This window comes from Bacillus sp. FSL R5-0443 (assembly GCF_038608285.1).
Classification (GTDB): domain Bacteria; phylum Bacillota; class Bacilli; order Bacillales; family Bacillaceae; genus Bacillus; species Bacillus velezensis.
This window is the reverse complement of record NZ_CP152013.1, coordinates 29,315-52,348: the sequence shown is the minus strand read 5'-3', so window position 1 is coordinate 52,348 and position 23,034 is coordinate 29,315. Positions and strand designations below refer to the sequence as shown.

The 23,034-nt window shown below is 46.1% G+C and carries 23 protein-coding genes, 2 tRNA genes and 3 rRNA genes; 1 reads left to right on the top strand and 27 read right to left on the bottom strand.

The features are described 5' to 3' along the window. Window positions 1-164 precede the first annotated feature (164 nt). From rsmA to metG, 5 genes are all read right to left on the bottom strand, one after another. Window positions 165-1,046, bottom strand: coding sequence for a 16S rRNA (adenine(1518)-N(6)/adenine(1519)-N(6))-dimethyltransferase RsmA (gene rsmA, locus NYE28_RS00275; RefSeq protein WP_015239023.1), 882 nt, complete (start codon window positions 1,044-1,046; stop codon window positions 165-167). Then, window positions 1,036-1,599 (bottom strand): ribonuclease M5, encoded by a 564-nt coding sequence (gene rnmV / locus NYE28_RS00270; protein WP_004264696.1) that lies wholly within the window; start codon window positions 1,597-1,599, stop codon window positions 1,036-1,038. The genes rsmA and rnmV overlap by 11 nt, the downstream gene beginning before the upstream one ends. Before the next feature lie 134 nt (window positions 1,600-1,733). Then, window positions 1,734-3,059, bottom strand: a complete 1,326-nt coding sequence (locus NYE28_RS00265) for a G5 and 3D domain-containing protein (protein WP_023356663.1) — start codon at window positions 3,057-3,059, stop codon at window positions 1,734-1,736. Window positions 3,060-3,193: 134 nt separating this feature from the next. Beyond that, window positions 3,194-3,961, bottom strand: coding sequence for a TatD family hydrolase (locus NYE28_RS00260; RefSeq protein WP_025284081.1), 768 nt, complete (start codon window positions 3,959-3,961; stop codon window positions 3,194-3,196). 75 nt (window positions 3,962-4,036) lie between these two features. Further along, a complete protein-coding gene (metG, locus tag NYE28_RS00255) occupies window positions 4,037-6,028 on the bottom strand; it encodes a methionine--tRNA ligase (RefSeq protein ID WP_011996169.1) in 1,992 nt (663 codons plus the stop codon). A 483-nt stretch (window positions 6,029-6,511) separates the two neighbouring features. Here metG and abrB point away from each other — a divergent pair, with 483 nt between their 5' ends. After that, on the top strand, window positions 6,512-6,802 hold the full coding sequence (abrB, locus tag NYE28_RS00250; RefSeq protein WP_169510469.1) for a transition state genes transcriptional regulator AbrB: 291 nt from the start codon (window positions 6,512-6,514) through the stop codon (window positions 6,800-6,802). A gap of 49 nt (window positions 6,803-6,851) precedes the next feature. Here the strand turns inward: abrB and rsmI are convergent, their stop codons facing one another. The 22 genes from rsmI to NYE28_RS00140 form a co-directional block, all read right to left on the bottom strand. Then, a complete protein-coding gene (gene rsmI / locus NYE28_RS00245; RefSeq protein ID WP_043020647.1) occupies window positions 6,852-7,733 on the bottom strand; it encodes a 16S rRNA (cytidine(1402)-2'-O)-methyltransferase in 882 nt (293 codons plus the stop codon). Continuing rightward, the gene (locus tag NYE28_RS00240) at window positions 7,708-8,007 is read right to left on the bottom strand and encodes a GIY-YIG nuclease family protein (RefSeq protein WP_060561981.1); all 300 of its coding nucleotides are present in this window, start codon (window positions 8,005-8,007) and stop codon (window positions 7,708-7,710) included. The genes rsmI and NYE28_RS00240 overlap by 26 nt, the downstream gene beginning before the upstream one ends. Next, window positions 7,994-8,737 (bottom strand): tRNA1(Val) (adenine(37)-N6)-methyltransferase, encoded by a 744-nt coding sequence (locus NYE28_RS00235; RefSeq protein WP_342490247.1) that lies wholly within the window; start codon window positions 8,735-8,737, stop codon window positions 7,994-7,996. The genes NYE28_RS00240 and NYE28_RS00235 overlap by 14 nt, the downstream gene beginning before the upstream one ends. Window positions 8,738-8,797: 60 nt before the next feature. Beyond that, complete coding sequence (yabA, locus tag NYE28_RS00230; RefSeq protein WP_004264720.1) at window positions 8,798-9,157, bottom strand: replication initiation-control protein YabA; 360 nt, start codon at window positions 9,155-9,157, stop codon at window positions 8,798-8,800. A gap of 14 nt (window positions 9,158-9,171) precedes the next feature. Next, window positions 9,172-9,999: a competence/sporulation regulator complex protein RicT gene (gene ricT, locus NYE28_RS00225; RefSeq protein WP_004264723.1), complete on the bottom strand. Its 828-nt coding sequence runs from the start codon at window positions 9,997-9,999 to the stop codon at window positions 9,172-9,174. Window positions 10,000-10,001: 2 nt separating this feature from the next. Beyond that, window positions 10,002-10,991, bottom strand: a complete 990-nt coding sequence (gene holB, locus NYE28_RS00220) for a DNA polymerase III subunit delta' (protein WP_007409919.1) — start codon at window positions 10,989-10,991, stop codon at window positions 10,002-10,004. An 11-nt stretch (window positions 10,992-11,002) separates the two neighbouring features. Continuing rightward, window positions 11,003-11,443 (bottom strand): DUF327 family protein, encoded by a 441-nt coding sequence (locus NYE28_RS00215; RefSeq protein WP_004264730.1) that lies wholly within the window; start codon window positions 11,441-11,443, stop codon window positions 11,003-11,005. A gap of 12 nt (window positions 11,444-11,455) precedes the next feature. Next, window positions 11,456-11,785, bottom strand: coding sequence for a cyclic di-AMP receptor DarA (gene darA, locus NYE28_RS00210; protein WP_004264734.1), 330 nt, complete (start codon window positions 11,783-11,785; stop codon window positions 11,456-11,458). Window positions 11,786-11,855: 70 nt separating this feature from the next. Then, complete coding sequence (tmk, locus tag NYE28_RS00205; protein WP_007409918.1) at window positions 11,856-12,494, bottom strand: dTMP kinase; 639 nt, start codon at window positions 12,492-12,494, stop codon at window positions 11,856-11,858. Beyond that, a complete protein-coding gene (locus tag NYE28_RS00200; RefSeq protein WP_337681424.1) occupies window positions 12,491-13,924 on the bottom strand; it encodes an aminotransferase class I/II-fold pyridoxal phosphate-dependent enzyme in 1,434 nt (477 codons plus the stop codon). The genes tmk and NYE28_RS00200 overlap by 4 nt, the downstream gene beginning before the upstream one ends. Window positions 13,925-14,001: 77 nt before the next feature. Next, window positions 14,002-15,120, bottom strand: a complete 1,119-nt coding sequence (locus tag NYE28_RS00195) for a toxic anion resistance protein (protein WP_305175968.1) — start codon at window positions 15,118-15,120, stop codon at window positions 14,002-14,004. Window positions 15,121-15,135: 15 nt separating this feature from the next. Next, complete coding sequence (locus NYE28_RS00190; protein ID WP_337681425.1) at window positions 15,136-15,750, bottom strand: 5-bromo-4-chloroindolyl phosphate hydrolysis family protein; 615 nt, start codon at window positions 15,748-15,750, stop codon at window positions 15,136-15,138. 148 nt (window positions 15,751-15,898) lie between these two features. Continuing rightward, a complete protein-coding gene (locus NYE28_RS00185) occupies window positions 15,899-16,093 on the bottom strand; it encodes a sigma factor G inhibitor Gin (protein ID WP_007409914.1) in 195 nt (64 codons plus the stop codon). A 174-nt stretch (window positions 16,094-16,267) separates the two neighbouring features. Next, a 5S ribosomal RNA gene (rrf, locus tag NYE28_RS00180) occupies window positions 16,268-16,383 on the bottom strand. Window positions 16,384-16,433: 50 nt separating this feature from the next. Then, window positions 16,434-19,363: ribosomal RNA gene (locus NYE28_RS00175) — 23S ribosomal RNA — on the bottom strand. 82 nt (window positions 19,364-19,445) lie between these two features. Next, a tRNA-Ala gene (locus tag NYE28_RS00170) sits at window positions 19,446-19,521 on the bottom strand. A 14-nt stretch (window positions 19,522-19,535) separates the two neighbouring features. After that, a tRNA-Ile gene (locus tag NYE28_RS00165) sits at window positions 19,536-19,612 on the bottom strand. Window positions 19,613-19,712: 100 nt separating this feature from the next. After that, window positions 19,713-21,262, bottom strand: a 16S ribosomal RNA gene (locus tag NYE28_RS00160). The 16S, 23S and 5S rRNA genes sit together here with 2 tRNA genes alongside, the layout of an rRNA operon. 248 nt (window positions 21,263-21,510) lie before the next feature. Continuing rightward, the gene (locus NYE28_RS00155; protein WP_003150686.1) at window positions 21,511-21,774 is read right to left on the bottom strand and encodes a pro-sigmaK processing inhibitor BofA family protein; all 264 of its coding nucleotides are present in this window, start codon (window positions 21,772-21,774) and stop codon (window positions 21,511-21,513) included. 60 nt (window positions 21,775-21,834) lie between these two features. Beyond that, a complete protein-coding gene (locus tag NYE28_RS00150; protein WP_007408755.1) occupies window positions 21,835-22,059 on the bottom strand; it encodes a YaaL family protein in 225 nt (74 codons plus the stop codon). A gap of 18 nt (window positions 22,060-22,077) precedes the next feature. After that, a complete protein-coding gene (gene recR / locus NYE28_RS00145; RefSeq protein WP_003150697.1) occupies window positions 22,078-22,674 on the bottom strand; it encodes a recombination protein RecR in 597 nt (198 codons plus the stop codon). 14 nt (window positions 22,675-22,688) lie between these two features. Then, window positions 22,689-23,012 (bottom strand): YbaB/EbfC family nucleoid-associated protein, encoded by a 324-nt coding sequence (locus NYE28_RS00140; RefSeq protein WP_007408754.1) that lies wholly within the window; start codon window positions 23,010-23,012, stop codon window positions 22,689-22,691. Between the last annotated feature and the right edge of the window lie 22 nt (window positions 23,013-23,034).

Sequence of the window (23,034 nt, the reverse complement as noted above, 5' to 3'; positions counted from 1 at the left end):
CTCCACAAATAGACTAAGCCTCATCATGAAAGAAGTCTTGGCAAATACACCTCTTTCCGCTGCGGCGCTTGATGTTTCAAGCTTTTCTTGCAGTTGAATGAATAAGGTTCTCCTCTAGCCTATGTAGCGGCAGTCCAAGTGGTGACGCAAAACAAAAAGCCCTCTTAGAAAAGGGCTTTATGCAATCCGTTGGACAGGAGCGCGAATTCTTCTATGGACAGGGATTCACCGCGCCGCTTTCCGTCAATATTCGTTTCTTGAAGAACTTCTTCAATTTGAGCTTTTTTTTCTTTTCCGCCCGGAAGATTGTTCACAAGGTTGTTCAGCAAGGTTTTCCGGCGCTGTGCGAAGCTTGCTTTAATCAGCTGGAAGAAAAACGGTTCATTATCGACGTCAACCGCCGGGCCGTCACGCAGTAAAAGCCGGATAACCGCGGAATCGACATTAGGCTGAGGCACAAACACCGTTTTCGGGACGGTCATGACGGTTTTGGCCTCCGTATAGAACTGAACCGCAATGGAAAGCGATCCGTACTCCTTAGAGGAAGGATCAGCGGCCATCCGCTCAGCGACCTCTTTTTGCAGCATCACGACAATCCCTTTTAACGGAAGATGTTCTTCCAAGAGCTTCATGATGATCGGCGTCGTCACATAATATGGGAGATTCGCCGTCACCATAATTTCATCACAATCCTGAAAATGCTCTTCAATGACAGATTTAACGTCTGCTTTCAGCACATCTTGATGAATGATCGTTACATTGTCATATGGAGACAGCGTATCATTGAGAATGGGCAGCAGGCGCTGATCAATTTCAAACGCGACGACCTTTTTCGCCCGTTTGGCAAGCTGCTCTGTCAGCGCGCCGATCCCGGGCCCGATTTCAATGACTCCGGTCCGATCCGTAATTTCCGCATGGTCCACAATTCTGTCCAATATATTTGTATCAATTAAGAAATTCTGTCCCAGACTCTTTTTAAAAGAAAAACCGTACTTTTTCAGAATTTCCTTCGTTCTGATAGGTGTCGCGATATCTTTATTGTTCATCCTGTTCCTCCTGCCTCATAGCATCGAGCGCATCAATAAAATCACTTCTTTTGATTTGAAACATTTGCAGCCGTTTTTGAAGCTGCTTGCCGTTTGTATAGCCGATCTTCAGCAGGTCGCCCAATCGTTCGCGGCGTCTTTTGGCAGCCGGTCCGCCGATCAGACCGGCCTGTATGACATCTTCAGCTGAAATCTCACTCGGCTTTGCCTCCATCTCTTCATGCACATTTTCCAGACATGCTCTGATGCTTTCAATGGATGCGTGCTCAACGCCAATGCCGCGCTTATTTTTCGGTTTGGCAAGATGTTTGGGCAGAAATGCGTGTTTACAGCCGGGTACTGCTTCAGAAATGGTTTTCCGGATCTTTTCCCCCGGAAAATCCGGGTCCGTCAGCACGATGACCCCTCTCGTTTCCTGCGCCAGCCGAATCTGCCTGATGACTTCGTCTCCGATTGCGGAACCGTTTGTCTCGATCGTATCCGCATCAACGGCAAGTTTTATGCGCGCAGTGTCATCGCGTCCCTCGACTACAATAATTTCTTTAATTTTCATTACTTCCTCCAAAAAAACTTTTTATATCCAAAACGAAACCTTTGCTTGCATGTCACGTCTAATATACTGAAAATACACTTTACCTATTATAACGAAAAAAACAGAGGGCGCAAAACCCTCTGAGTGAATCGGAATTAATTTAAGATTTTTATTTTGACCTGTTTCTTTCCCCAGCGGTAAGCTGAAGATTTTTCAGGGAAAAAGACATCAATCCGTCTTCCTTTAATGGCTGAGCCTGTATCAGCGGCCACGGCATCCCCGTATCCGTCTACGTGGACTCTTGTGCCGAGCGGAATGACGCTTGGGTCTACCGCAATGACTTTGGCATTCGGATTGCTTGTCAGGTTAACGCCTGTAGCCGTATGGCCGGAACAGCCGCTGCAGCTTGCGGTATAAGCCGTGGAAGACACGGTAATCACTTTACCGGAAGATCCGGTTTCGCCAGAAGATGCCTTCACAGGTGCACTGAGCTGCTCAATCTTGGGACTGTGCCGCTTTGTGCCGACCGCAATGATTTGATCTTTGCTTTTTTCAGATGTTTCTTCTTTAACAAGCTTTCTTGAAACTTCTTTTCCATTTTCTTTGACAACATGAAAATGCTTTTTAAGTTTGCCTTCTTTTCCTTTTTGAACGATCTTTTCTTTCCCGCTGTCGAGAGACGCATCTTCTTTTTCTTTCACTTGATACGCTATTTTTTCCTCAACTACATCGGTGACTTTTTCGATACGAGTGATTTGTATGCCGGCCTGATTTTTTGTGAGCTTTTCGTGTAATGCCGGTTTTACTTTATCTTCGTCTTTCATGTCCATCTTATGCTGCGTTAAAAAGTCAGCGACCGTAGTCGAAGTCGTCCATATTTTCTTTTTCTTTCCCGCATCATTTACAGTGACCTGAAAAGCCGGGTCGACCGTGACTTTCATGCCGTTTGTCACTTTCGTATCTGCTGCTGGATCTATTTTATCGTGCTGATTCACAGGTGTATGCTGTTCGTTCAGAAATGCGCCGACTGTTTTTGCCGTTGACCATAAAGTCTTTTCTTCTCCGCCTCTTGTCACACGGATCTGCTTTGCAGCTTCATACACGACATTCATGTTGTCTGCCAATGCTGTCTGCTTAGACGGGGTAATCCGGTCTTCATTTCTCGTCTCTATATGTAAATCTTCCAGAAGTTCCCCAACCGTTTTTGCATGAGTGCGTATTTGCTTTTTCTTGCCGTTGATAGAAACAGAAACTGATTGTTTTGAGAGCTCATGTGCCCCGTATGCAGTCCCGGTTCCGCCCAGCAGAATAATAGCTGCAATAAGAATAACCTTGCTTTTACCAAGCTTTACGGAAAACAGTTTTTTCATTTTTTGTGTGATGAAAAACGCCTCCTTCTCCTCGGAGAGATTATATAGAGTATCTAAAATGCTGTCAACCCTCCCATCTCGAAGATGAAAAACCTTCAGCGTATCCCTCATTATGCAAAAACAAAGCAAAAAAAGGAAGAGAGACATATCGACAACCTATCTTATGAAGAGAAGGAAGCTTGTAGAACCGTTTTACATATCCACTGAATCGGACAAGCCTTTACACGTTACGACAGCGCATTCTGTCAGTTTATGCGGAAAAGTCTTTTTGCGTTTTCGGTTGTAATTGAGGCAATTTCTTCATATGTCAGCCCTTTTAATTCAGCGAGCTGTTCAGCAACATATTTTACATAGCTTGGCTCATTTCTTTTGCCGCGGAAAGGATGCGGTGTCAGGAAAGGGCAGTCCGTTTCAATCAGCAAACGGTCATTCGGAATTTCCTTTGCTACTTCTTTTGGTTTCTTCGCATTTTTGAAGGTAACCGGTCCGCCGAATGAAATATAAAAATTCATATCCATACACTGCCGCGCAACCTCCGCGCTCCCTGTAAAGCAGTGCATAATACCGCCGACTTCTTCCGCCCCCTCTTCTTTCAAAATCGTGACAACATCTTCCGTTGCATCACGATTATGAATGATAATTGGAAGGTTCACTTCTTTGGCGAGAGCGATTTGTTTCCGGAATACTTCTTTCTGAACGTCTTTTGGTGATTTATCCCAGTGATAATCAAGGCCCATCTCTCCGATTGCCACGACTTTTTCGTGAGAGGACAGTTCCTTAATCCATGATAAATCTTCCTCTGTCATGTCAATTGCGTCTACCGGATGCCAGCCGATCGCAGCGTATATAAAGTCATATTCCTCAATCAGCTCCATCGCACGCGTGATAGTGGGTTTGTCGAAGCCGACAACGACGATTCGTTCAACTTTTTCAGCCTTTGCACGCGCAATGACTTCCTCTAAGTCTGTGTCAAATTGCTCGGCATTTAAGTGCGCATGTGTATCAAAAAGCATCATAAAAACTCCTTTCTTGTTGAAAAACAAAAGGTGTTCGACGGAATGTTACACGTGAAACACCTTTTGCATCTATTATTTAATTCGAGTGCCTTTCGGTAATGACTGGTCGACAGCTACAACTTTAAGTACGCCGTCCGATTCTCCTGCCAGTATCATTCCTTGAGAAAGCTCGCCTCTCAGTTTTACCGGTTTTAGATTCGTTACACAAATGATCTTCATTCCCACAAGCTGATCCGGTGTGTAATGCTTCGCGATACCTGATACAACTTGGCGCTGTTCAAAGCCCAGATCAATTTGCAATTTCAGCAGCCGATCTGCTTTTTTCACCGGCTCTGCGGACAAGACCTCTGCGACGCGAAGTTCTGTATCCATAAATTGATCAAACGTAATTTCAGGAAGACGCTCTGCTTCTTGCGGCTCTTCCGCCTTTTCTTCTTTAGCAGGAGCAGTTCCTTGCATTTTTTGCTTGATGTAAGCTACTTCTTCTTCAGCTTCAAGACGAGGGAAAAGCGGCTCCCCTTTTTTCACTTTCGCGTTCTTCAATTGACCGAATGTCTGAATGCTGTCCCATGCTTTAAGAGACTGATCCTCAACTCCGAGCTGGGCAAACATTTTTTCAGGCGTTTGTGTCAAGAAAGGCTGGAGCAATACGGCTGAGATACGTAAAGATTCAGCTAAATGATACATGACAGAACGTAATTCTTTTTCTTTTTCCTGGTCTTTAGCAAGCACCCACGGAGCAGTTTCATCAATATATTTGTTCGTACGGCTGATTAATTGCCATAGCGTTGATAAAGCGACTGAAAACTCCATGTTTTCCATTGCCTTTTCATAAGCTTTAACCGTTTCACCGGCTACAGAAGAAAGCTCTGAATCAAAATCGGTCACATTTCCTTCATATGAACCAATCTCACCGTCAAAATATTTTTGGATCATCGCGACTGTACGATTCAGAAGGTTTCCTAAGTCGTTCGCCAAGTCATAATTAATCCGTTCTACGAAACCTTCCGGCGTAAAGACACCGTCTGAACCGAACGGTACTTCGCGAAGCAGGTAATAGCGAAGTTCATCCAAGCCGTAACGTTCAATTAACGTTACCGGATCAACGACATTTCCTTTTGATTTCGACATTTTTCCGTCTTTCATCAATAACCAGCCATGCGCGAAGACTTGCTTAGGCAGCGGGAGATCAAGCGCCATCAGCATAATCGGCCAGTAAATGGTATGAAAACGGACAATTTCTTTACCGACAAGGTGGACGTCAGCCGGCCAGTACTTTTTGTAAAGCTCATCATTTTCCGTATCGTAACCGAGCGCTGTAATATAGTTGAACAGTGCGTCAATCCATACATACACGACATGCTTCGGATTTCCCGGCACTTTTACGCCCCAGTCGAACGTCGTTCTGGAAACGGCCAAATCTTCAAGCCCCGGTTTAATGAAGTTGTTAATCATTTCATTTTTGCGTGATTCAGGCTGGATGAAAGAAGGATTTTCCTCATAAAACTTCAGCAGGCGGTCTGCGTATTTGCTCATGCGGAAGAAGTATGACTCCTCTTTGATTAATTCGACCGGGTGGCCGCTGTCCGGGCTTTTTCCGCCGACAACCTCACCCTTCTCATTTCTTTCCACATCCACCAGCTGTGTTTCCGTATAGAATGTTTCATCAGGGATGCTGTACCAGCCCTCATACTCATCCAGGTAAATGTCACCATTATCAAGAAGTTTTTGAAACACTTTCTCGATAATTTCTTTGTGCCGGCTTTCCGTCGTCCGGATGAAATCATCGTGAGAAATGTCGAGCTGCTTCCATAGTTTTTGGATTTCAGCAACTGCACGATCCACATAAGCTTGAGGCGTGATATTCTCTTCCTCCGCTTTCTGCTGGATTTTCTGTCCGTGCTCATCCGTTCCGGTTAAGTAGCGTACGTCAAATCCTTTTAATCTTTTGTAACGCGCCATCGCATCGCCGGCCACGGTAGTATAAGCATGGCCGATATGTAATTTTCCGCTCGGATAATATATCGGGGTTGTAATATAAAAAGTATTATTGTCTTGCGGCATGTTGCAACCTCCCATTCAGAATGTCGAAAAGCTCACGCCCAAAGGACGAGAGCGGTTTTATTTGATATACAATATTGATATTTGTCCTCTATCTATGATACCATCTTAGCCTTTAAGATCAAGGATATATACGTACTGCGCGTAAAAGAGTAAATAAAATTAAAAATTTTTATTGAAATTAAAAAAAGTCTTAACATGTCGAAATTTGTCGTATATAATCTACTAATATAAAACATCTTGGTTCGAAAGTCTTGATTTAAAAGGATTTTCAGTAGGATAATAGGTTCGAAAAAGCAGTCAAAAAGCCTGTTATTTCAGGATTTCCAAGGCTTTACTTACTATAAGAACTAATTCTTACAATCAATAGTAAACAAAAAGATTGACGATTATTGGAAACCTTGTTATGCTAGGAATGTAAGGAATTTTGTCGAATAATGACGAAGAAAAATATAAACTACAAAATAATTATCTCTCGGGAGGAGACTGTTAATGAAATCTACTGGTATCGTACGTAAAGTTGATGAACTTGGACGCGTCGTTATCCCTATCGAACTTCGCCGTACACTGGGCATCGCAGAAAAAGACGCTCTTGAAATTTATGTTGATGATGAAAAAATCATCCTTAAAAAATATAAACCAAACATGACTTGCCAAGTAACTGGTGAAGTTTCTGATGATAACCTTAAACTTGCCGGCGGCAAATTGGTACTCAGCAAAGAAGGCGCTGAGCAAATCATCTCTGAAATTCAAAACCAGCTTCAAAACCAAAAATAAGCTATTTCATACAAAAACCGTTCTTGTTACGATACAAGAACGGTTTTTTTTATGATTGAATGTGATAAGCGTCATAAATCTCGCGTTTCGGAACGCCCCGATCTACCGCTGTTTGTTTTATGGCCTGTTTGGAAGATGCTCCTTCGTTTATGTAATGCTCCACATGCTCGTTCTCAGAAAGCTCCGTCCACCAAGGCTTTTCCTCTTCCTCCGGTTCAGCGGTTTGATTTCCTTCGACAACGAGACAGAACTCACCGCGGATTTGATCTTCATTTGCCCATTCCATCACCTCGGCGATGGTTCCTCTGATAAATTCCTCGTACTTTTTCGTTAATTCTCTCGTGACGGCGATGGTTCGATTACCCAAAACGTCATGCATTGCTGTTAATGTTTCTTTTAATCTGTGCGGCGCTTCGTAAAATATCATCGTTTCCTGCCGTTTTTTCAGGATTTCGAGTTCTTTCTTCTTTTCTTTTTTCTGTCTGTTTAAAAATCCGTAGAAGAAAAACGGCTGCGGGGTGATGCCTGATGCGGTCAGCGCGGTTAATGCCGCATTAGCACCCGGGAGCGGAACGACATATCCGCCGATTTGGGTGAAATCTCTCACAATCTCAGCCCCCGGGTCGGAAATTGTCGGCATACCGGCATCACTGACCAATGCCACATTCTTTCCGCTTTTCAGCCATTCAATGATTTTATGGCCGCTGCTTTCTTTATTATGTTCATGATAGCTGATGAGAGATGTTTCTATGTCATAAACATGGCACAGCTTTTTCGTCTGTCTCGTATCTTCGGCAGCTATGACATCGGCCGATTTCAGCGTCTCTACTGCACGAAAGGTCATATCCTCCAAATTACCGATCGGTGTAGGAACAAGGTACAGAGTTCCCATTTCAGATTTTCCGTTAAAGCTCATCTGGCGTCTTAACATATACAGCCTCCTTGCTGCGTCGTTTTTCTTCTATATATTGCTCTTTTTTCTTTCGGGTCAGCTGTTTAAAACGGTATTCCGCCTGCATCGCTTCCCGTTTTGTTTCAAATGATTCCGCATGGCATAACGAAACCGGCCTTCTCGCCCTTGTATATTTCGCGCCCTTTCCCTCATTGTGGGTTTTCAGCCGTTTTTGCAGATCATTTGTATAACCGGCATACAGACTGTTGTCATTGCACAGCAGCACATAAAAGAAATGACTATTTGTCTCCATATAAAATCGTGCGGATCTCTTTCGTATATTCATTTTGTTCATTGTATACGAACAGCGGGGGAAGAATTTTGAGATCAGGGCGGCCGCCTTTAATTCCTTCAACCAAAATGGTATTCGCTTCTTTACCTTGTTTCGGATAAATAAACTGAACCCGTTTCGGTTCTATTCGGTACGCTTTCATTAATTCAAAGATTTCCAAAAGCCTCCCCGGCCGATGAACGATAGCCGCTTTTCCGCCTTGCTTCAGCAGTTTGCTGCTGACGGAAATCACATCTTCAAGCGTGCAAAGGATTTCGTGCCTTGCGATTCTGAGATGCTCGTTCAGGTTCTGCTCCGCCTCTTTCGGTGTTTTAAAATAAGGCGGATTGCAGGTGACAATATCATATTTATTATGTCCGAGTCTTTCCGGCATATTTTTCAGATCATCATGAATGAGACTGATCTGACCGCCCAGCCCGTTGTATTCCACGCTTCGGAGCGCCATATCATACAAGCGTTCCTGAATTTCAACCCCGGTGATATCGGCTTTTGACCTTGTGCTGAGCAAAAGCGGCACAATGCCGTTCCCCGTGCATAAATCAACGATGTTTCCCTTTTGAATCGGAACGTATGCAAACTTAGACAGCAGCACGGCATCTAATGAAAAAGCGAAAACCGTCGGACTCTGTACTATTTTCATATCCTCTGCTAATAAGTAATCCAATCTTTCATCATCACGTAATGAAACCATAATCTTATTCCTTTCGGCACTCTTTGAAAAAGGCTTCCGACATCAGCGGAAGCCTTTTCCTTATTTTTTATTTAAGAAGGACAGACAAAAAAGGCAATCTCCCTTGCGGACGCTCCCATAATGGACGTTGCAAATATGAAAGCCTTCTTGATACAGCCGGGCCAGATTGTCGTACCCTTCTCCTATATCACTCTGCTCTGCCTTCTGTGTTTTTGTTTCTTTCTGATCGGCTTTGAATTTTTCAATTTGCTCTGTCGTGTCATCAAGCCGCTTACGCAAATGCTTATTTTCAAGCTGAAGATGGTGATTCTCTTCAATCATTTCGCCGATATGCTGCTTTAAGTCACCCAGCTGACGGTACAGCGAACCGATTTGTTCCTCCAGGTTTATGACAGTATCAAATAACTCTTTTTTATCCAAGGTTCCACACCTCGTTAATCTGTGGTTTGTGCGGATACGACGCCCTCTTCCAAGAGCTCTTCCCAAGTATATTCTATCACTTTTTCACGATTCTTCAGTTCCACCTGAAGCACCCGTTCCAGAATATTAAGACCGACAACCTTTGCGGGGCCGTTTGCCGTCGTAATCATTTCGCCTAAATCCGGCAGCTGTTCTTTTGCCGTCTCATACTCATCATTTTCGTACTTCAAACAGCACATCAAACGGCCGCACAGACCGGAAATCTTCGTTGGGTTCAACGATAAATTTTGATCCTTCGCCATTTTGATGGACACCGGTTCAAAATCACCGAGGAACGTGGAGCAGCAAAGCATTCTACCGCATGGTCCGATACCGCCGAGCATTTTCGCCTCGTCCCTCACCCCGATTTGGCGCAATTCGATTCTCGTTTTAAAGATAGAAGCCAAGTCTTTGACCAATTCCCTGAAATCAACCCGTCCGTCTGCTGTAAAGTAAAAAATGACTTTATTGCGGTCAAATGTAAACTCAACATCAACCAGCTTCATATCTAAGCCGTGGTCAGCCACTTTTTTCTGACAGACTTCAAAAGCGGACAGGGCCTCCTGTTTGTTTTCTTCTACAATGAGAAGATCGCGTTCATCAGCAACGCGTATGACCTTTCGAAGCGGAAGCACAACATCATGCTCGTCCACTTGTTTATTTGCGATGACAACCTGCCCGTATTCGACACCTCTTACGGTTTCAACAATGACGCAGCTGTCTTGTTCTATATCAAATCCGTTCGGATCAAAATAATAAATTTTCCCCGCTTTTTTAAAGCGGACGCCTATTACGTTGTACAAGCTTATCCCTCCTGCAACGTTAACACCAAGTGCTCCATTAATCCCTGCACATTCACATTGGAATGAAGCCGTTTTTTTGCTTCTAAAACAGCGAGAATTTGGTTCGTAACGCTTTGTTGTGTAAATTGCAGCGCATGCTGTTTTATTGATTGGAATAAGTCTTGATAAATCAGTTTATCTTCATTTCCAATTTGGATGGATAATACATCACGGTATATCAATAAGAGCATATCAAGACCCATTTCTTGATGGGTTTTTTCTTTGAAAAAGGGCACCCACTGATCCTGAATGAAGAAAAAGGCATGTCCTTTCCGCTGATGTAAGACTTCATACAATTTTATCACTTTCGCTCTGGACTCTGCAAACTCATCATTTCGACTTAATTCGACTGCTTCCGCAATATTATTTGTCATATTTGCTAAGAGCCGGGCCATGTGAGGGCTCACTTCCTGTTCAATCAGTCTTTCTTCTATGGCTTTCGGCTGAAGCGGCTGGAACGGAAGGACCTGACATCTCGAAACGATGGTATCCAGTATTCGGTGGAGCTGCTCAGTAATAAGAATTGCGATGGTATCTTGACTCGGCTCCTCTAAAAATTTCAGCAGACTGTTTGCCGCATTTGTCGTCATTTGATCCGCATGGGATATAATGTACAGCTTTTTATGCGATTCCAGTCCTGTTTTGGAAAACTCTTCCTGAAGCGATTGGATCTGAGCCTTTTTAATGGATAATCCGTCGGGCTGAACCACATGCAGGTCGGGATGGTTTCCGGATTCAATACGCTTACAGTTCCGGCACTCCCCGCAAGGCTCAGTCCCGTCTTCAAGGCAAAAAAAGCTTTTTGCGAGAAGCAGTGCGGCATCCAATTTGCCCGTTCCTTTTTTGCCTTCAAACAGATATGCGTGAGAAAGCCTTTTCTTTTCAATGCTGTTATGCAAAAGCCGCATCACTCTGGGCTGCTGCCCGGTCATTTCCTTCCATGATATTGCCATTGTATCACTCTCTATGTGTAAAGGTTAATCAATAAACCTTTTATTTCTCCGATTCGATCCAGCAAATCAATTGCCGGTTTTTCCTGATCTAACATTTCTTCCGTCAGCTGAAGCAGTTTTTCATCTATTTCTTTCACAAGCCCCAGAGTCCGGCTGCTGCCGTACAGGTCAAAGCTTTTCTCCGTCTCATGCGATAATCCGCTGTCTACGGCCTCTTTTACAAAACGTTTTACCAATCCTTTGAATTTCGCTAAGTCTTTGAAGTTTCTCGACTTCGTCAGCCTTTTCCCGAACGTTTCTATATCCGTTAAGAACCTGCTCAGCTGATCAAATTTCAGCTTGCTGCTTTGGCTGTCCATTGAACTTTTAAATGTTCCGGAAAGCTCTGCCGCTTTATAAGCAGGCTGCTGCTTTTTCTCAATAAATGTACGTAAGTCAGAATTTATTTTCACGTCGTCAAATCCTTAAAATTGATGAAATTCATCGACCGGGAGGACAAAGACCGTCGCTCCGCCGACTTCCACTTCGACGGGATATGGAACGTAGGAATCCGCATTCCCGCCCATCGGGGATACCGGGGCAATCATCTGATCACGTTTACAGCCATTCTCTTTAATGAGGCTGAGCGCTTTATCGACACGGATATCTTCCACCCCGATCATAAACGTCGTATTGCCTGATTTAAGGAATCCGCCTGTTGTCGCAAGCTTCGTCACCCTGAAGTTGTGGTCGGTTAATACTTTCAAAAGCCTGTTGCTGTCCTGATCCTGCACCACTGCCACTATTAGTTTCATTCTCTAGGCCCCCTTTAGGTTGGAAAGAACATTATCGTTACATTCATTATAGCAACTTATGAGAAACAGGTCACAACTGAATTTTTTTCAATGCTTCATTTATCACTTGAAGTGCGTCCTGAATGACGAGTTCCTTCTTTTTCGATGCGTCGATTGTATGGAATCTTTCCGGAAAACGCTGCATTACCTTTTGGTATCCTTCCCGTACTTTCGTGTGAAAGTGCAGGGCCTCAAGATCGAGACGATTCTTCTCTCTTGAATCATTCGACGTAATCCGTTTCAACCCTTCTTCCGGCTCAATAGAAAAATAGATGGTGACATCAGGCATCGTATCGCCGATTGCAAACTGGTTAATAGAAAGGACTTCATCAATGCCGAGCCCTCTCGCATAGCCTTGGTAAGCCAGCGAACTGTCGATGAAACGATCGCACAGCACAATGCGGCCTTCTTTCAATGCAGGCTGCACCTTTTCGACTAAATGCTGTCTTCTCGCCGCAGCGTAAAGCAGCGCCTCCGTTTTTGCATCCATCAGTGTATTGTTTTTATTTAAGATCACTTCTCTGATCTGTTCCGCAATGTCGATGCCGCCCGGTTCTCTTGTCGCTGTCACCGGGAGCCCCTCTGCCGACAGAATCTCTTTCATTTCCTGAAGCACAGTCGTTTTCCCTGCACCTTCAGGACCTTCAAATGTTATAAATAAACCGCTCATGATTTCTCCTCTTCTATATAGACAAGTAATTGTTCCCCGTTTAACAAGCCTTGAATATGCGCGTCCATGCCGATTAAACGGGAAAGCTTTTGTACGATCTCTTCTGTTATCCGTTCTCCGTCCATGATCAGCGGAATTCCCGGCGGATAAGGAATAATGTTGCCCGCATGCAAGCGCCCGGCCGCCTTATTTATATCTGCAGGCTCTTTTGTAAACTTCCGCATCTCATTTTGCGGATATTCAAGTGTCGAAATGGACGGAAATGTCCAATTCACGGCATCCGGCAATTTATCGGGCGGTGTATTCTCCAGTTTCTGCTGTATGTTTCTTACGGTTGCCTGTTCTATCATCCGCCGGCCGCCTATCGGCAGTACGAGCAATACTTGGTACTCGTCAGCCAGCTCGGCAACAATGCCTTCACTCTCCAAAATCCGTTGTAATGAATAGCCGGAATGTCCGAGCTTTGACCGAAGAATTAATTTTAACGGGTCCGCCCGCAGCCCATATCCGGAAGGCTCGATTATTTCAATAGAAGAAATTGATGCGAACCTTCGTTTGATTTTCTCAATGTGCTCCATATGAACGGGAAGTGTCCCTTTTTCAGCAATATCCTGCACATAAGCGCGCGCCGTATCTAAAGATGCCATAATCGGGTATGACGGGCTGCTGCTTTGCAAACTGCTTACATAATAAGTTAATCGATCTCTGTCAATTCTGGTGCTGTTCAAATGAAAGTAAGACCCCATTGTCATAGCCGGAAGCGTTTTATGAGCCGATTGAACAACGGCGTCCGCCCCCATAGCCAATGATGAAGGCGGGAAAGGCTGGCCTAACACAAAGTGAGCCCCATGAGCCTCATCCACCAGTACAGGAACGCCGTATGAATGGGCTTTGTTAACTGCCGCGGTCAAATCGGCGGCGTGTCCGTAGTAAGTCGGATTGGTCAGAACAAGTCCTTTCGCGTTCGGATATGACGCCAGCGCTTTTTCGATGACTGAAAGGGATACATGTGCCGGCACATGCATGTTTTCATCGATTTCCGGCGCCAAATAAACCGGCTTGGCTCCGGCCAATGCCGCCGCATGGAAAACAGACTTGTGACAATTACGCTGGATCAGAATGGGTTCACCCGGTTCACAAACAGCTAAAATCATCGCCAGATTGCCGGCGGTCGTTCCATTGACGAGAAAGAAACTTTCCTGAGAGCCGTAAAATCTGCTCACCAAATCCTGCGCTTCCTTAATGACCCCCGTCGGGTGATGCAAGTCATCAAGACCCGTGATCTCAGTCATATCAATAGATAAAAGAGATTGATATACAGATTTGGCTTCATCAAAAAAGACATCTCCATTGTGATGTCCCGGAACATGAAAAGAATACGTATTTCGGTGCGCATGCTTCATCAGCGCTGTATATAAAGGTGTCTCCATTTTTAAACAAATCCTTTGCCTGTCTTTCTTATTATATCGTGCCTGCGAGCCAACTTAAAGCTAAGACTTTTTGCCATCTAGCCGTTATCCCGGCCGGACCTCATATCAAGCAGCTTCTTTTTTAAATCGCCTTCCATGATAACAAGCTCCTCCTCGGCACGCCTGCGTTTCATTCTGCCTTCTTCTTGAATAGACATGATTTCTTCAAGTGTGCTGATTAAGCTTTCCTGCACTTTTTTGAGGGTTTCTGCCTCAACAAGTCCGCGCTCATTGGCTTTGGCGGTCTCGACTGTACTTGTTTTCAGAAGTTCAGCGTTTTTCAGCAGCAATTGATTTGTCGTATCCGCCGCCTTCTGCTGCACATCTGCCGCACTCCGCTGCCTCATAAGCGTCAGCGCGATGGCGACTTGATTCTTCCATAAAGGAATAGCCGTAACAATGGAGGACTGGATTTTCTCTGCCAGTGCCTGATTCGTGTTTTGAATCAGGCGGATTTGCGGCGCACTCTGAAGCGTAATCTGCCTGCTCAGCAGCAGATCATGCACCCTCTTATCCAGACGGTCGGCAAACTGGCGAAGATCATTCACTTCCTGCGCGGCCATTTGATTGTGTTCTTGTAATTCGGCTTTTCTTGCCGCTTCGGGTATCATCTTTGTTTTCAGCTCATCTAATTTTAATTCCCCCGCTGCTATATACATAGTTAAATCAGAAAAGTATTGTTTATTTTGGGCGTACAGCTGATCTAACAATTTATTGTCACTCAACAGCACATTTTTAGAATGTTCCAGCCTTCTGCTGATACGGTCAATCTGCACACTTGTCTTTTGATATTTCGAAAGCACTTCCTGCACAGAACCGGATACCCTTTTAAACAGCCGGGCGAAAAACCCTTTGTTCTTCATCTGCAGATCATCAGGGTTTACCTGGTCAAGCTTCATCATCAGATCAGCCAATATTTGTCCCATCTCTCCTGCATCTTTTCTTTGCACGTGCTCTATCATCGTATGGGAAAATTCCAGAAGATTCGCCTGCGCCTGTGAACCAAACAGAACAATGCTTTGCATGTTCTCAGGGTCCAGTTTTTCAGCGAGCTGAAGTGCCGCCTCTCTTTTTTCTTCCGGCAGCGTATCTGCATGCTTTAGAGGGGTCTGGTCATTTTGGGCGCCCATGCTGTCGTCGGAACGGTCTTTGGCCATTTCCTTCTTCCTTTCTTATTTTCTCAGTGAATGCTTTGCCATATCTAATTCAAAGTGCAGGTCGTCGATGTCCTCCTTCATCAGTTCATGAAGATCCTCTTCCAGCCTTCTGGAGAGCTCTGCCAGAGTCATCCTCGTCTCACTCAAGGACATTGATAAATCTTTATTTTTTCGCGGCTGTGAGGAGAGCAGAGCATACTTTTCCGTCAGTTCCACAACAGAATCAAGCGTTTGATAATAGAAACGCTCTGCCTGATAAAAACGCTTCGGCTCTTGCTTTGTGAGCAGATATATTCGTCGGGTTATCCGCAGTATCTCTGCATTCTGCTTCAGCATTTGTATACTTTTAGAGCGAAAAAGCGCCCTGCGTAATCGGATGATTTTACCCTTTGCTTCCTCAAGATTTTCCTTGATATAAACATATTCTTTTCTTGTCAGCCGGTGTTTTTTTAAAAAGAGACGCTTCGCATTCCATAGTCCGGCCGCACTGGCTGCGGCTCCGCTGGCTGCCCCGTATAAAAACGAATACAAAAAAGGCTGATGCCCTATCGTAAAGAAGGTTATCCCCGCTAATACAAAAACTGTGCTGCCGCAAAGCGTCCATTTCATATATTGAATAAACGGTTTCATACTTGATCGACTCCTATTTATTCACTTTTATCAGTATTATCTATTACATTCCATGTCTAAACAAGTTCCTCTTCTTATCGTATCAGTTCTTTTATAAAAAGTGTAAAAACTCCTCTGATTTCAGGCAAAAAAAAGACCCTTTTCAGGGTTAAGAATATAACGTCGGTGTATGAAGGCTTTTCAGTTTACGAACGAAAAATTCATAATTTGGATCAGAGGTCGGAGTGGAAACTACTTTCTTCTCACACTCTAAACATATAAATTTCGTATAAATATGGATTCCCCTGCTTTTTTTGGTTTCACACACAATACATGTTTCTTCATGGCTGGACGTTTCATTCATTTTGCCCACCTCCGTATGAATAGCCTTCCCTTAAGCTGTTGATTGTATACACAATTTGGACCTTTTTGAAGTTTGCAATTAGTATATGGGCGTTTCCGTATTTCGGTGTTTGTTTTGTTTTTATTCAAAAACAAAAAAGGCAGCTCATGATGAGCTGCCTTTACCGTAATGATAGCTTGGCGGCGTCCTACTCTCACAGGGGGAAACCCCCGACTACCATCGGCGCTGAAGAGCTTAACTTCCGTGTTCGGCATGGGAACGGGTGTGACCTCTTCGCTATCGCCACCAAACCATTGAGAGTGTTCTCTCAAAACTAGATAACAGTAAGCATACATTCAAATTGGTTAAGTCCTCGATCGATTAGTATCTGTCAGCTCCATGTGTCGCCACACTTCCACCTCAGACCTATCAACCTGATCATCTTTCAGGGATCTTACTTCCTTGCGGAATGGGAAATCTCATCTTGAGGGGGGCTTCATGCTTAGATGCTTTCAGCACTTATCCCGTCCGCACATAGCTACCCAGCGATGCCCTTGGCAGAACAACTGGTACACCAGCGGTGCGTCCATCCCGGTCCTCTCGTACTAAGGACAGCTCCTCTCAAATTTCCTGCGCCCGCGACGGATAGGGACCGAACTGTCTCACGACGTTCTGAACCCAGCTCGCGTACCGCTTTAATGGGCGAACAGCCCAACCCTTGGGACCGACTACAGCCCCAGGATGCGATGAGCCGACATCGAGGTGCCAAACCTCCCCGTCGATGTGGACTCTTGGGGGAGATAAGCCTGTTATCCCCGGGGTAGCTTTTATCCGTTGAGCGATGGCCCTTCCATGCGGAACCACCGGATCACTAAGCCCGACTTTCGTCCCTGCTCGACTTGTAGGTCTCGCAGTCAAGCTCCCTTGTGCCTTTACACTCTGCGAATGATTTCCAACCATTCTGAGGGAACCTTTGGGCGCCTCCGTTACCTTTTAGGAGGCGACCGCCCCAGTCAAACTGCCCACCTGACACTGTCTCCCCGCCCGATAAGGGCGGCGGGTTAGAAGGTCAATACAGCCAGGGTAGTATCCCACCGATGCCTCCACCGAAGCTGGCGCTCCGGTTTCCAAGGCTCCTACCTATCCTGTACAAGCTGTACCAACATTCAATATCAGGCTGCAGTAAAGCTCCACGGGGTCTTTCCGTCCTGTCGCGGGTAACCTGCATCTTCACAGGTACTATAATTTCACCGAGTCTCTCGTTGAGACAGTGCCCAGATCGTTGCGCCTTTCGTGCGGGTCGGAACTTACCCGACAAGGAATTTCGCTACCTTAGGACCGTTATAGTTACGGCCGCCGTTTACTGGGGCTTCAATTCGCACCTTCGCTTACGCTAAGCGCTCCTCTTAACCTTCCAGCACCGGGCAGGCGTCAGCCCCTATACTTCGCCTTACGGCTTCGCAGAGACCTGTGTTTTTGCTAAACAGTCGCCTGGGCCTATTCACTGCGGCTCTCTCGGGCTTGCACCCTAACAGAGCACCCCTTCTCCCGAAGTTACGGGGTCATTTTGCCGAGTTCCTTAACGAGAGTTCTCTCGATCACCTTAGGATTCTCTCCTCGCCTACCTGTGTCGGTTTGCGGTACGGGCACCTCTCACCTCGCTAGAGGCTTTTCTTGGCAGTGTGGAATCAGGAACTTCGCTACTATAATTCGCTCGCCATCACAGCTCAGCCTTCACGGGAAACGGATTTGCCTATTTCCCAGCCTAACTGCTTGGACGCGGATATCCAATACCGCGCTTACCCTATCCTCCTGCGTCCCCCCATTGCTCAAATGGTGAGGAGGTGGTACAGGAATATCAACCTGTTATCCATCGCCTACGCCTTTCGGCCTCGGCTTAGGTCCCGACTAACCCTGAGCGGACGAGCCTTCCTCAGGAAACCTTAGGCATTCGGTGGAGGGGATTCTCACCCCTCTTTCGCTACTCATACCGGCATTCTCACTTCTAAGCGCTCCACAAGTCCTTCCGGTCTTGCTTCACAGCCCTTAGAACGCTCTCCTACCACTGTTCGAAGAACAGTCCGCAGCTTCGGTGATACGTTTAGCCCCGGTACATTTTCGGCGCAGAGTCACTCGACCAGTGAGCTATTACGCACTCTTTAAATGGTGGCTGCTTCTAAGCCAACATCCTGGTTGTCTAAGCAACTCCACATCCTTTTCCACTTAACGTATACTTTGGGACCTTAGCTGGCGGTCTGGGCTGTTTCCCTTTCGACTACGGATCTTATCACTCGCAGTCTGACTCCCAAGGATAAGTCATCGGCATTCGGAGTTTGACTGAATTCGGTAACCCGGTAGGGGCCCCTAGTCCAATCAGTGCTCTACCTCCGAGACTCTTACCTTGAGGCTAGCCCTAAAGCTATTTCGGAGAGAACCAGCTATCTCCAGGTTCGATTGGCATTTCACCCCTACCCACACCTCATCCCCGCACTTTTCAACGTGCGTGGGTTCGGGCCTCCATTCAGTGTTACCTGAACTTCACCCTGGACATGGGTAGATCACCTGGTTTCGGGTCTACGACCACGTACTCAATTCGCCCTATTCAGACTCGCTTTCGCTGCGGCTCCGCATCTTCTGCTTAACCTTGCACGGGATCGTAACTCGCCGGTTCATTCTACAAAAGGCACGCCATCACCCGTTAACGGGCTCTGACTACTTGTAGGCACACGGTTTCAGGATCTCTTTCACTCCCCTTCCGGGGTGCTTTTCACCTTTCCCTCACGGTACTGGTTCACTATCGGTCACTAGGGAGTATTTAGCCTTGGGAGATGGTCCTCCCGGATTCCGACGGAATTTCACGTGTTCCGCCGTACTCAGGATCCACTCAGGAGAGAACGAAGTTTTGACTACAGGGCTGTTACCTCCTATGGCGGGCCTTTCCAGACCTCTTCATCTACCTCGTTCCTTTGTAACTCCGTACAGAGTGTCCTACAACCCCAAGAGGCAAGCCTCTTGGTTTGGGCTGGTCCCGTTTCGCTCGCCGCTACTCAGGGAATCGCATTTGCTTTCTCTTCCTCCGGGTACTTAGATGTTTCAGTTCCCCGGGTCTGCCTTCTCATATCCTATGTATTCAGATATGGATACCACTCCATTACGAGTGGTGGGTTTCCCCATTCGGAAATCTCCGGATCAAAGCTTGCTTACAGCTCCCCGAAGCATATCGGTGTTCGTCCCGTCCTTCATCGGCTCCTAGTGCCAAGGCATCCACCGTGCGCCCTTTCTAACTTAACCGTTAAAAAGAATCACTACGTGATATCTTGCATTACTAATTGAATGTGAATTACTTCTGTTATCTAGTTTTCAAAGAACACGTTGGTGGAGCCTAGCGGGATCGAACCGCTGACCTCCTGCGTGCAAAGCAGGCGCTCTCCCAGCTGAGCTAAGGCCCCGTATTGGGTAAAGATGGTGGGCCTGAGTGGACTCGAACCACCGACCTCACGCTTATCAGGCGTGCGCTCTAACCAGCTGAGCTACAGGCCCATCTACCATATGAAAGAATCAAAGTTCCTTCAAAACTAAACAAGACAGGGAACGTTCTGTTTATAAGACCCAAGGTCTTATATTCCGTTAAAATCCTTAGAAAGGAGGTGATCCAGCCGCACCTTCCGATACGGCTACCTTGTTACGACTTCACCCCAATCATCTGTCCCACCTTCGGCGGCTGGCTCCTAAAAGGTTACCTCACCGACTTCGGGTGTTACAAACTCTCGTGGTGTGACGGGCGGTGTGTACAAGGCCCGGGAACGTATTCACCGCGGCATGCTGATCCGCGATTACTAGCGATTCCAGCTTCACGCAGTCGAGTTGCAGACTGCGATCCGAACTGAGAACAGATTTGTGGGATTGGCTTAACCTCGCGGTTTCGCTGCCCTTTGTTCTGTCCATTGTAGCACGTGTGTAGCCCAGGTCATAAGGGGCATGATGATTTGACGTCATCCCCACCTTCCTCCGGTTTGTCACCGGCAGTCACCTTAGAGTGCCCAACTGAATGCTGGCAACTAAGATCAAGGGTTGCGCTCGTTGCGGGACTTAACCCAACATCTCACGACACGAGCTGACGACAACCATGCACCACCTGTCACTCTGCCCCCGAAGGGGACGTCCTATCTCTAGGATTGTCAGAGGATGTCAAGACCTGGTAAGGTTCTTCGCGTTGCTTCGAATTAAACCACATGCTCCACCGCTTGTGCGGGCCCCCGTCAATTCCTTTGAGTTTCAGTCTTGCGACCGTACTCCCCAGGCGGAGTGCTTAATGCGTTAGCTGCAGCACTAAGGGGCGGAAACCCCCTAACACTTAGCACTCATCGTTTACGGCGTGGACTACCAGGGTATCTAATCCTGTTCGCTCCCCACGCTTTCGCTCCTCAGCGTCAGTTACAGACCAGAGAGTCGCCTTCGCCACTGGTGTTCCTCCACATCTCTACGCATTTCACCGCTACACGTGGAATTCCACTCTCCTCTTCTGCACTCAAGTTCCCCAGTTTCCAATGACCCTCCCCGGTTGAGCCGGGGGCTTTCACATCAGACTTAAGAAACCGCCTGCGAGCCCTTTACGCCCAATAATTCCGGACAACGCTTGCCACCTACGTATTACCGCGGCTGCTGGCACGTAGTTAGCCGTGGCTTTCTGGTTAGGTACCGTCAAGGTGCCGCCCTATTTGAACGGCACTTGTTCTTCCCTAACAACAGAGCTTTACGATCCGAAAACCTTCATCACTCACGCGGCGTTGCTCCGTCAGACTTTCGTCCATTGCGGAAGATTCCCTACTGCTGCCTCCCGTAGGAGTCTGGGCCGTGTCTCAGTCCCAGTGTGGCCGATCACCCTCTCAGGTCGGCTACGCATCGTCGCCTTGGTGAGCCGTTACCTCACCAACTAGCTAATGCGCCGCGGGTCCATCTGTAAGTGGTAGCCGAAGCCACCTTTTATGTCTGAACCATGCGGTTCAGACAACCATCCGGTATTAGCCCCGGTTTCCCGGAGTTATCCCAGTCTTACAGGCAGGTTACCCACGTGTTACTCACCCGTCCGCCGCTAACATCAGGGAGCAAGCTCCCATCTGTCCGCTCGACTTGCATGTATTAGGCACGCCGCCAGCGTTCGTCCTGAGCCAGGATCAAACTCTCCGATAAAGTAGTTTGACTGACTACGCACATCGTTGTGCGATTTATTTAAAACTTTGAATTAACAGGTACGTTTTGTCTTGTTTAGTTTTCAAAGAACTTTGTCCATCGCTCTTGAAGCGACTTAATTATTGTAACATATCAACTTCAATGTCGTCAACAACTTTTTAAAATTTCTTTTTTAGAATTCGTTTCGTCATCAGCGACGTATATTAGAATACCACCCTTGATCCAACATGTCAACAATAATTGATAAATTAAATGATGAAGCGTTTAATGACTATCAAAGCTGCGATGCCGGGAATCCCCAGAATCCCGCTGATGCCCGTTGTAATCAGGTTAACAGGGATATGAATACCGAGACTGCCTCCGAACAAGTTCACACCCACCAGCAGAATCGCGCCGGCAATAAATTTAATGGCAGTCACACCAATCCATCTTAGCGGTTTTGAAGATACTCCCCATAAAAAAAGCAAAGCAACCAGACCGACAATCAAACCGATAATGAAAAAAGGCTCCATGAATCTTCCCCCTCGCTTGTTTAGTACAAGCTTATGAGAAGATCCCGGAGAATAGACCTCTTACTTCCATCTGCTCATTTTCAAATTCCGCTGCTTCGCTTCTTTCAAATAAAAAAAGTACTTAGATTCAGCGACTTTCAGCTCAAACAACACCTCAGCGGAGGGCTCGAGACTTTTCTCGACCAGACTCTTCTGTCTGTTCCATTCTTCTTTTTGTTTAAAGAGCTGTTCTATCAGCTTCTCATCAAACTCTTTTCTTAATGTATTTCTGCGAAGAAAACCCATGCCTTGCTTTTTCCTCCCTTACAATTCACGTCTTCCTTCAAGAGCTTTTGAAAGAGTGACCTCATCAGCATATTCCAAATCACCGCCGACGGGCAGACCGTGGGCAATACGGGAGAGCTTGATGCCTGAGGGCTTTAACAGCCTTGATATATACATCGCTGTTGCTTCCCCTTCAATATTAGGGTTGGTTGCGAGAATAACTTCTGTCACTTGATCATCCTGAAGACGTTTCAGCAGCTCCGGAATCTTAATATCCTCCGGGCCGATGCCGTCCATTGGTGAAATCGCGCCGTGAAGAACATGGTACTGGCCGTTATATTCCTTCATTTTCTCCATTGCGATCACATCCTTAGGGTCCTGCACGACACAAATAACAGACTTATCCCTTCTTGTGTCCTCACATATATAACAAGGGTCTTGATCTGTTATATGTCCGCAAATCGAGCAATATGTCAGATTCCGCTTCGCATTGACAAGCGCCTTAGCAAAATCCAATACTGTGTCTTCTTTCATACCTAGAACAAAAAAAGCCAGACGAACCGCTGTTTTCGGTCCGATCCCTGGCAATTTCATAAAGCTGTCAATCAGCTTTGATATTGGTTCAGGATACTGCATGTTTATTTATCCCCCTAGAATAAACCCGGTATGTTCATTCCTTTTGTAAATTGTCCCATTGTCTCATTCGTCATGTCATCCACTTTTTTGAGGGCGTCGTTTGTCGCAGCAAGAACCAGGTCCTGAAGCATTTCGATATCTTCCGGATCAACGACTTCTTCTTTAATGGCAATGTCTACAACTTCTTTTTGGCCGTTGACTTTTACAGTCACCATACCGCCGCCTGCTGTGCCTTCAAGCACTTTTTCAGCAAGCTCCTCCTGAGCCTTCGCCATATCCTTTTGCATTTTTTGCATTTGTTTCATCATTTTTTGCATGTTTCCCATTCCGCCACGCATATTCAATCACTCTCTTTCATCT

Excerpts from the sequence above, each read along its gene's own strand:
- NYE28_RS00195 (WP_305175968.1), bottom strand. The coding sequence starts at position 15,120 with ATGGCCAAAGACCGTTCCGACGACAGCATGGGCGCCCAAAATGACCAG.
- NYE28_RS00150 (WP_007408755.1), bottom strand. The coding sequence starts at position 22,059 with ATGGGTTTTCTTCGCAGAAATACATTAAGAAAAGAGTTTGATGAGAAG.
- rsmI (WP_043020647.1), bottom strand. The coding sequence starts at position 7,733 with ATGTTAAGACGCCAGATGAGCTTTAACGGAAAATCTGAAATGGGAACT.
- metG (WP_011996169.1), bottom strand. The coding sequence starts at position 6,028 with ATGCCGCAAGACAATAATACTTTTTATATTACAACCCCGATATATTAT.
- NYE28_RS00260 (WP_025284081.1), bottom strand. The coding sequence starts at position 3,961 with ATGCTTTTTGATACACATGCGCACTTAAATGCCGAGCAATTTGACACA.
- NYE28_RS00140 (WP_007408754.1), bottom strand. The coding sequence starts at position 23,012 with ATGCGTGGCGGAATGGGAAACATGCAAAAAATGATGAAACAAATGCAA.
- NYE28_RS00265 (WP_023356663.1), bottom strand. The coding sequence starts at position 3,059 with ATGAGGGATACGCTGAAGGTTTTTCATCTTCGAGATGGGAGGGTTGAC.
- NYE28_RS00185 (WP_007409914.1), bottom strand. The coding sequence starts at position 16,093 with ATGAATGAAACGTCCAGCCATGAAGAAACATGTATTGTGTGTGAAACC.
- recR (WP_003150697.1), bottom strand. The coding sequence starts at position 22,674 with ATGCAGTATCCTGAACCAATATCAAAGCTGATTGACAGCTTTATGAAA.
- rsmA (WP_015239023.1), bottom strand. The coding sequence starts at position 1,046 with ATGAACAATAAAGATATCGCGACACCTATCAGAACGAAGGAAATTCTG.
- NYE28_RS00200 (WP_337681424.1), bottom strand. The coding sequence starts at position 13,924 with ATGGAGACACCTTTATATACAGCGCTGATGAAGCATGCGCACCGAAAT.
- darA (WP_004264734.1), bottom strand. The coding sequence starts at position 11,785 with ATGAAACTAATAGTGGCAGTGGTGCAGGATCAGGACAGCAACAGGCTT.
- NYE28_RS00240 (WP_060561981.1), bottom strand. The coding sequence starts at position 8,007 with ATGGAGACAAATAGTCATTTCTTTTATGTGCTGCTGTGCAATGACAAC.
- NYE28_RS00155 (WP_003150686.1), bottom strand. The coding sequence starts at position 21,774 with ATGGAGCCTTTTTTCATTATCGGTTTGATTGTCGGTCTGGTTGCTTTG.
- NYE28_RS00235 (WP_342490247.1), bottom strand. The coding sequence starts at position 8,737 with ATGGTTTCATTACGTGATGATGAAAGATTGGATTACTTATTAGCAGAG.
- holB (WP_007409919.1), bottom strand. The coding sequence starts at position 10,991 with ATGGCAATATCATGGAAGGAAATGACCGGGCAGCAGCCCAGAGTGATG.
- NYE28_RS00190 (WP_337681425.1), bottom strand. The coding sequence starts at position 15,750 with ATGAAACCGTTTATTCAATATATGAAATGGACGCTTTGCGGCAGCACA.
- tmk (WP_007409918.1), bottom strand. The coding sequence starts at position 12,494 with ATGAGCGGTTTATTTATAACATTTGAAGGTCCTGAAGGTGCAGGGAAA.
- rnmV (WP_004264696.1), bottom strand. The coding sequence starts at position 1,599 with ATGAAAATTAAAGAAATTATTGTAGTCGAGGGACGCGATGACACTGCG.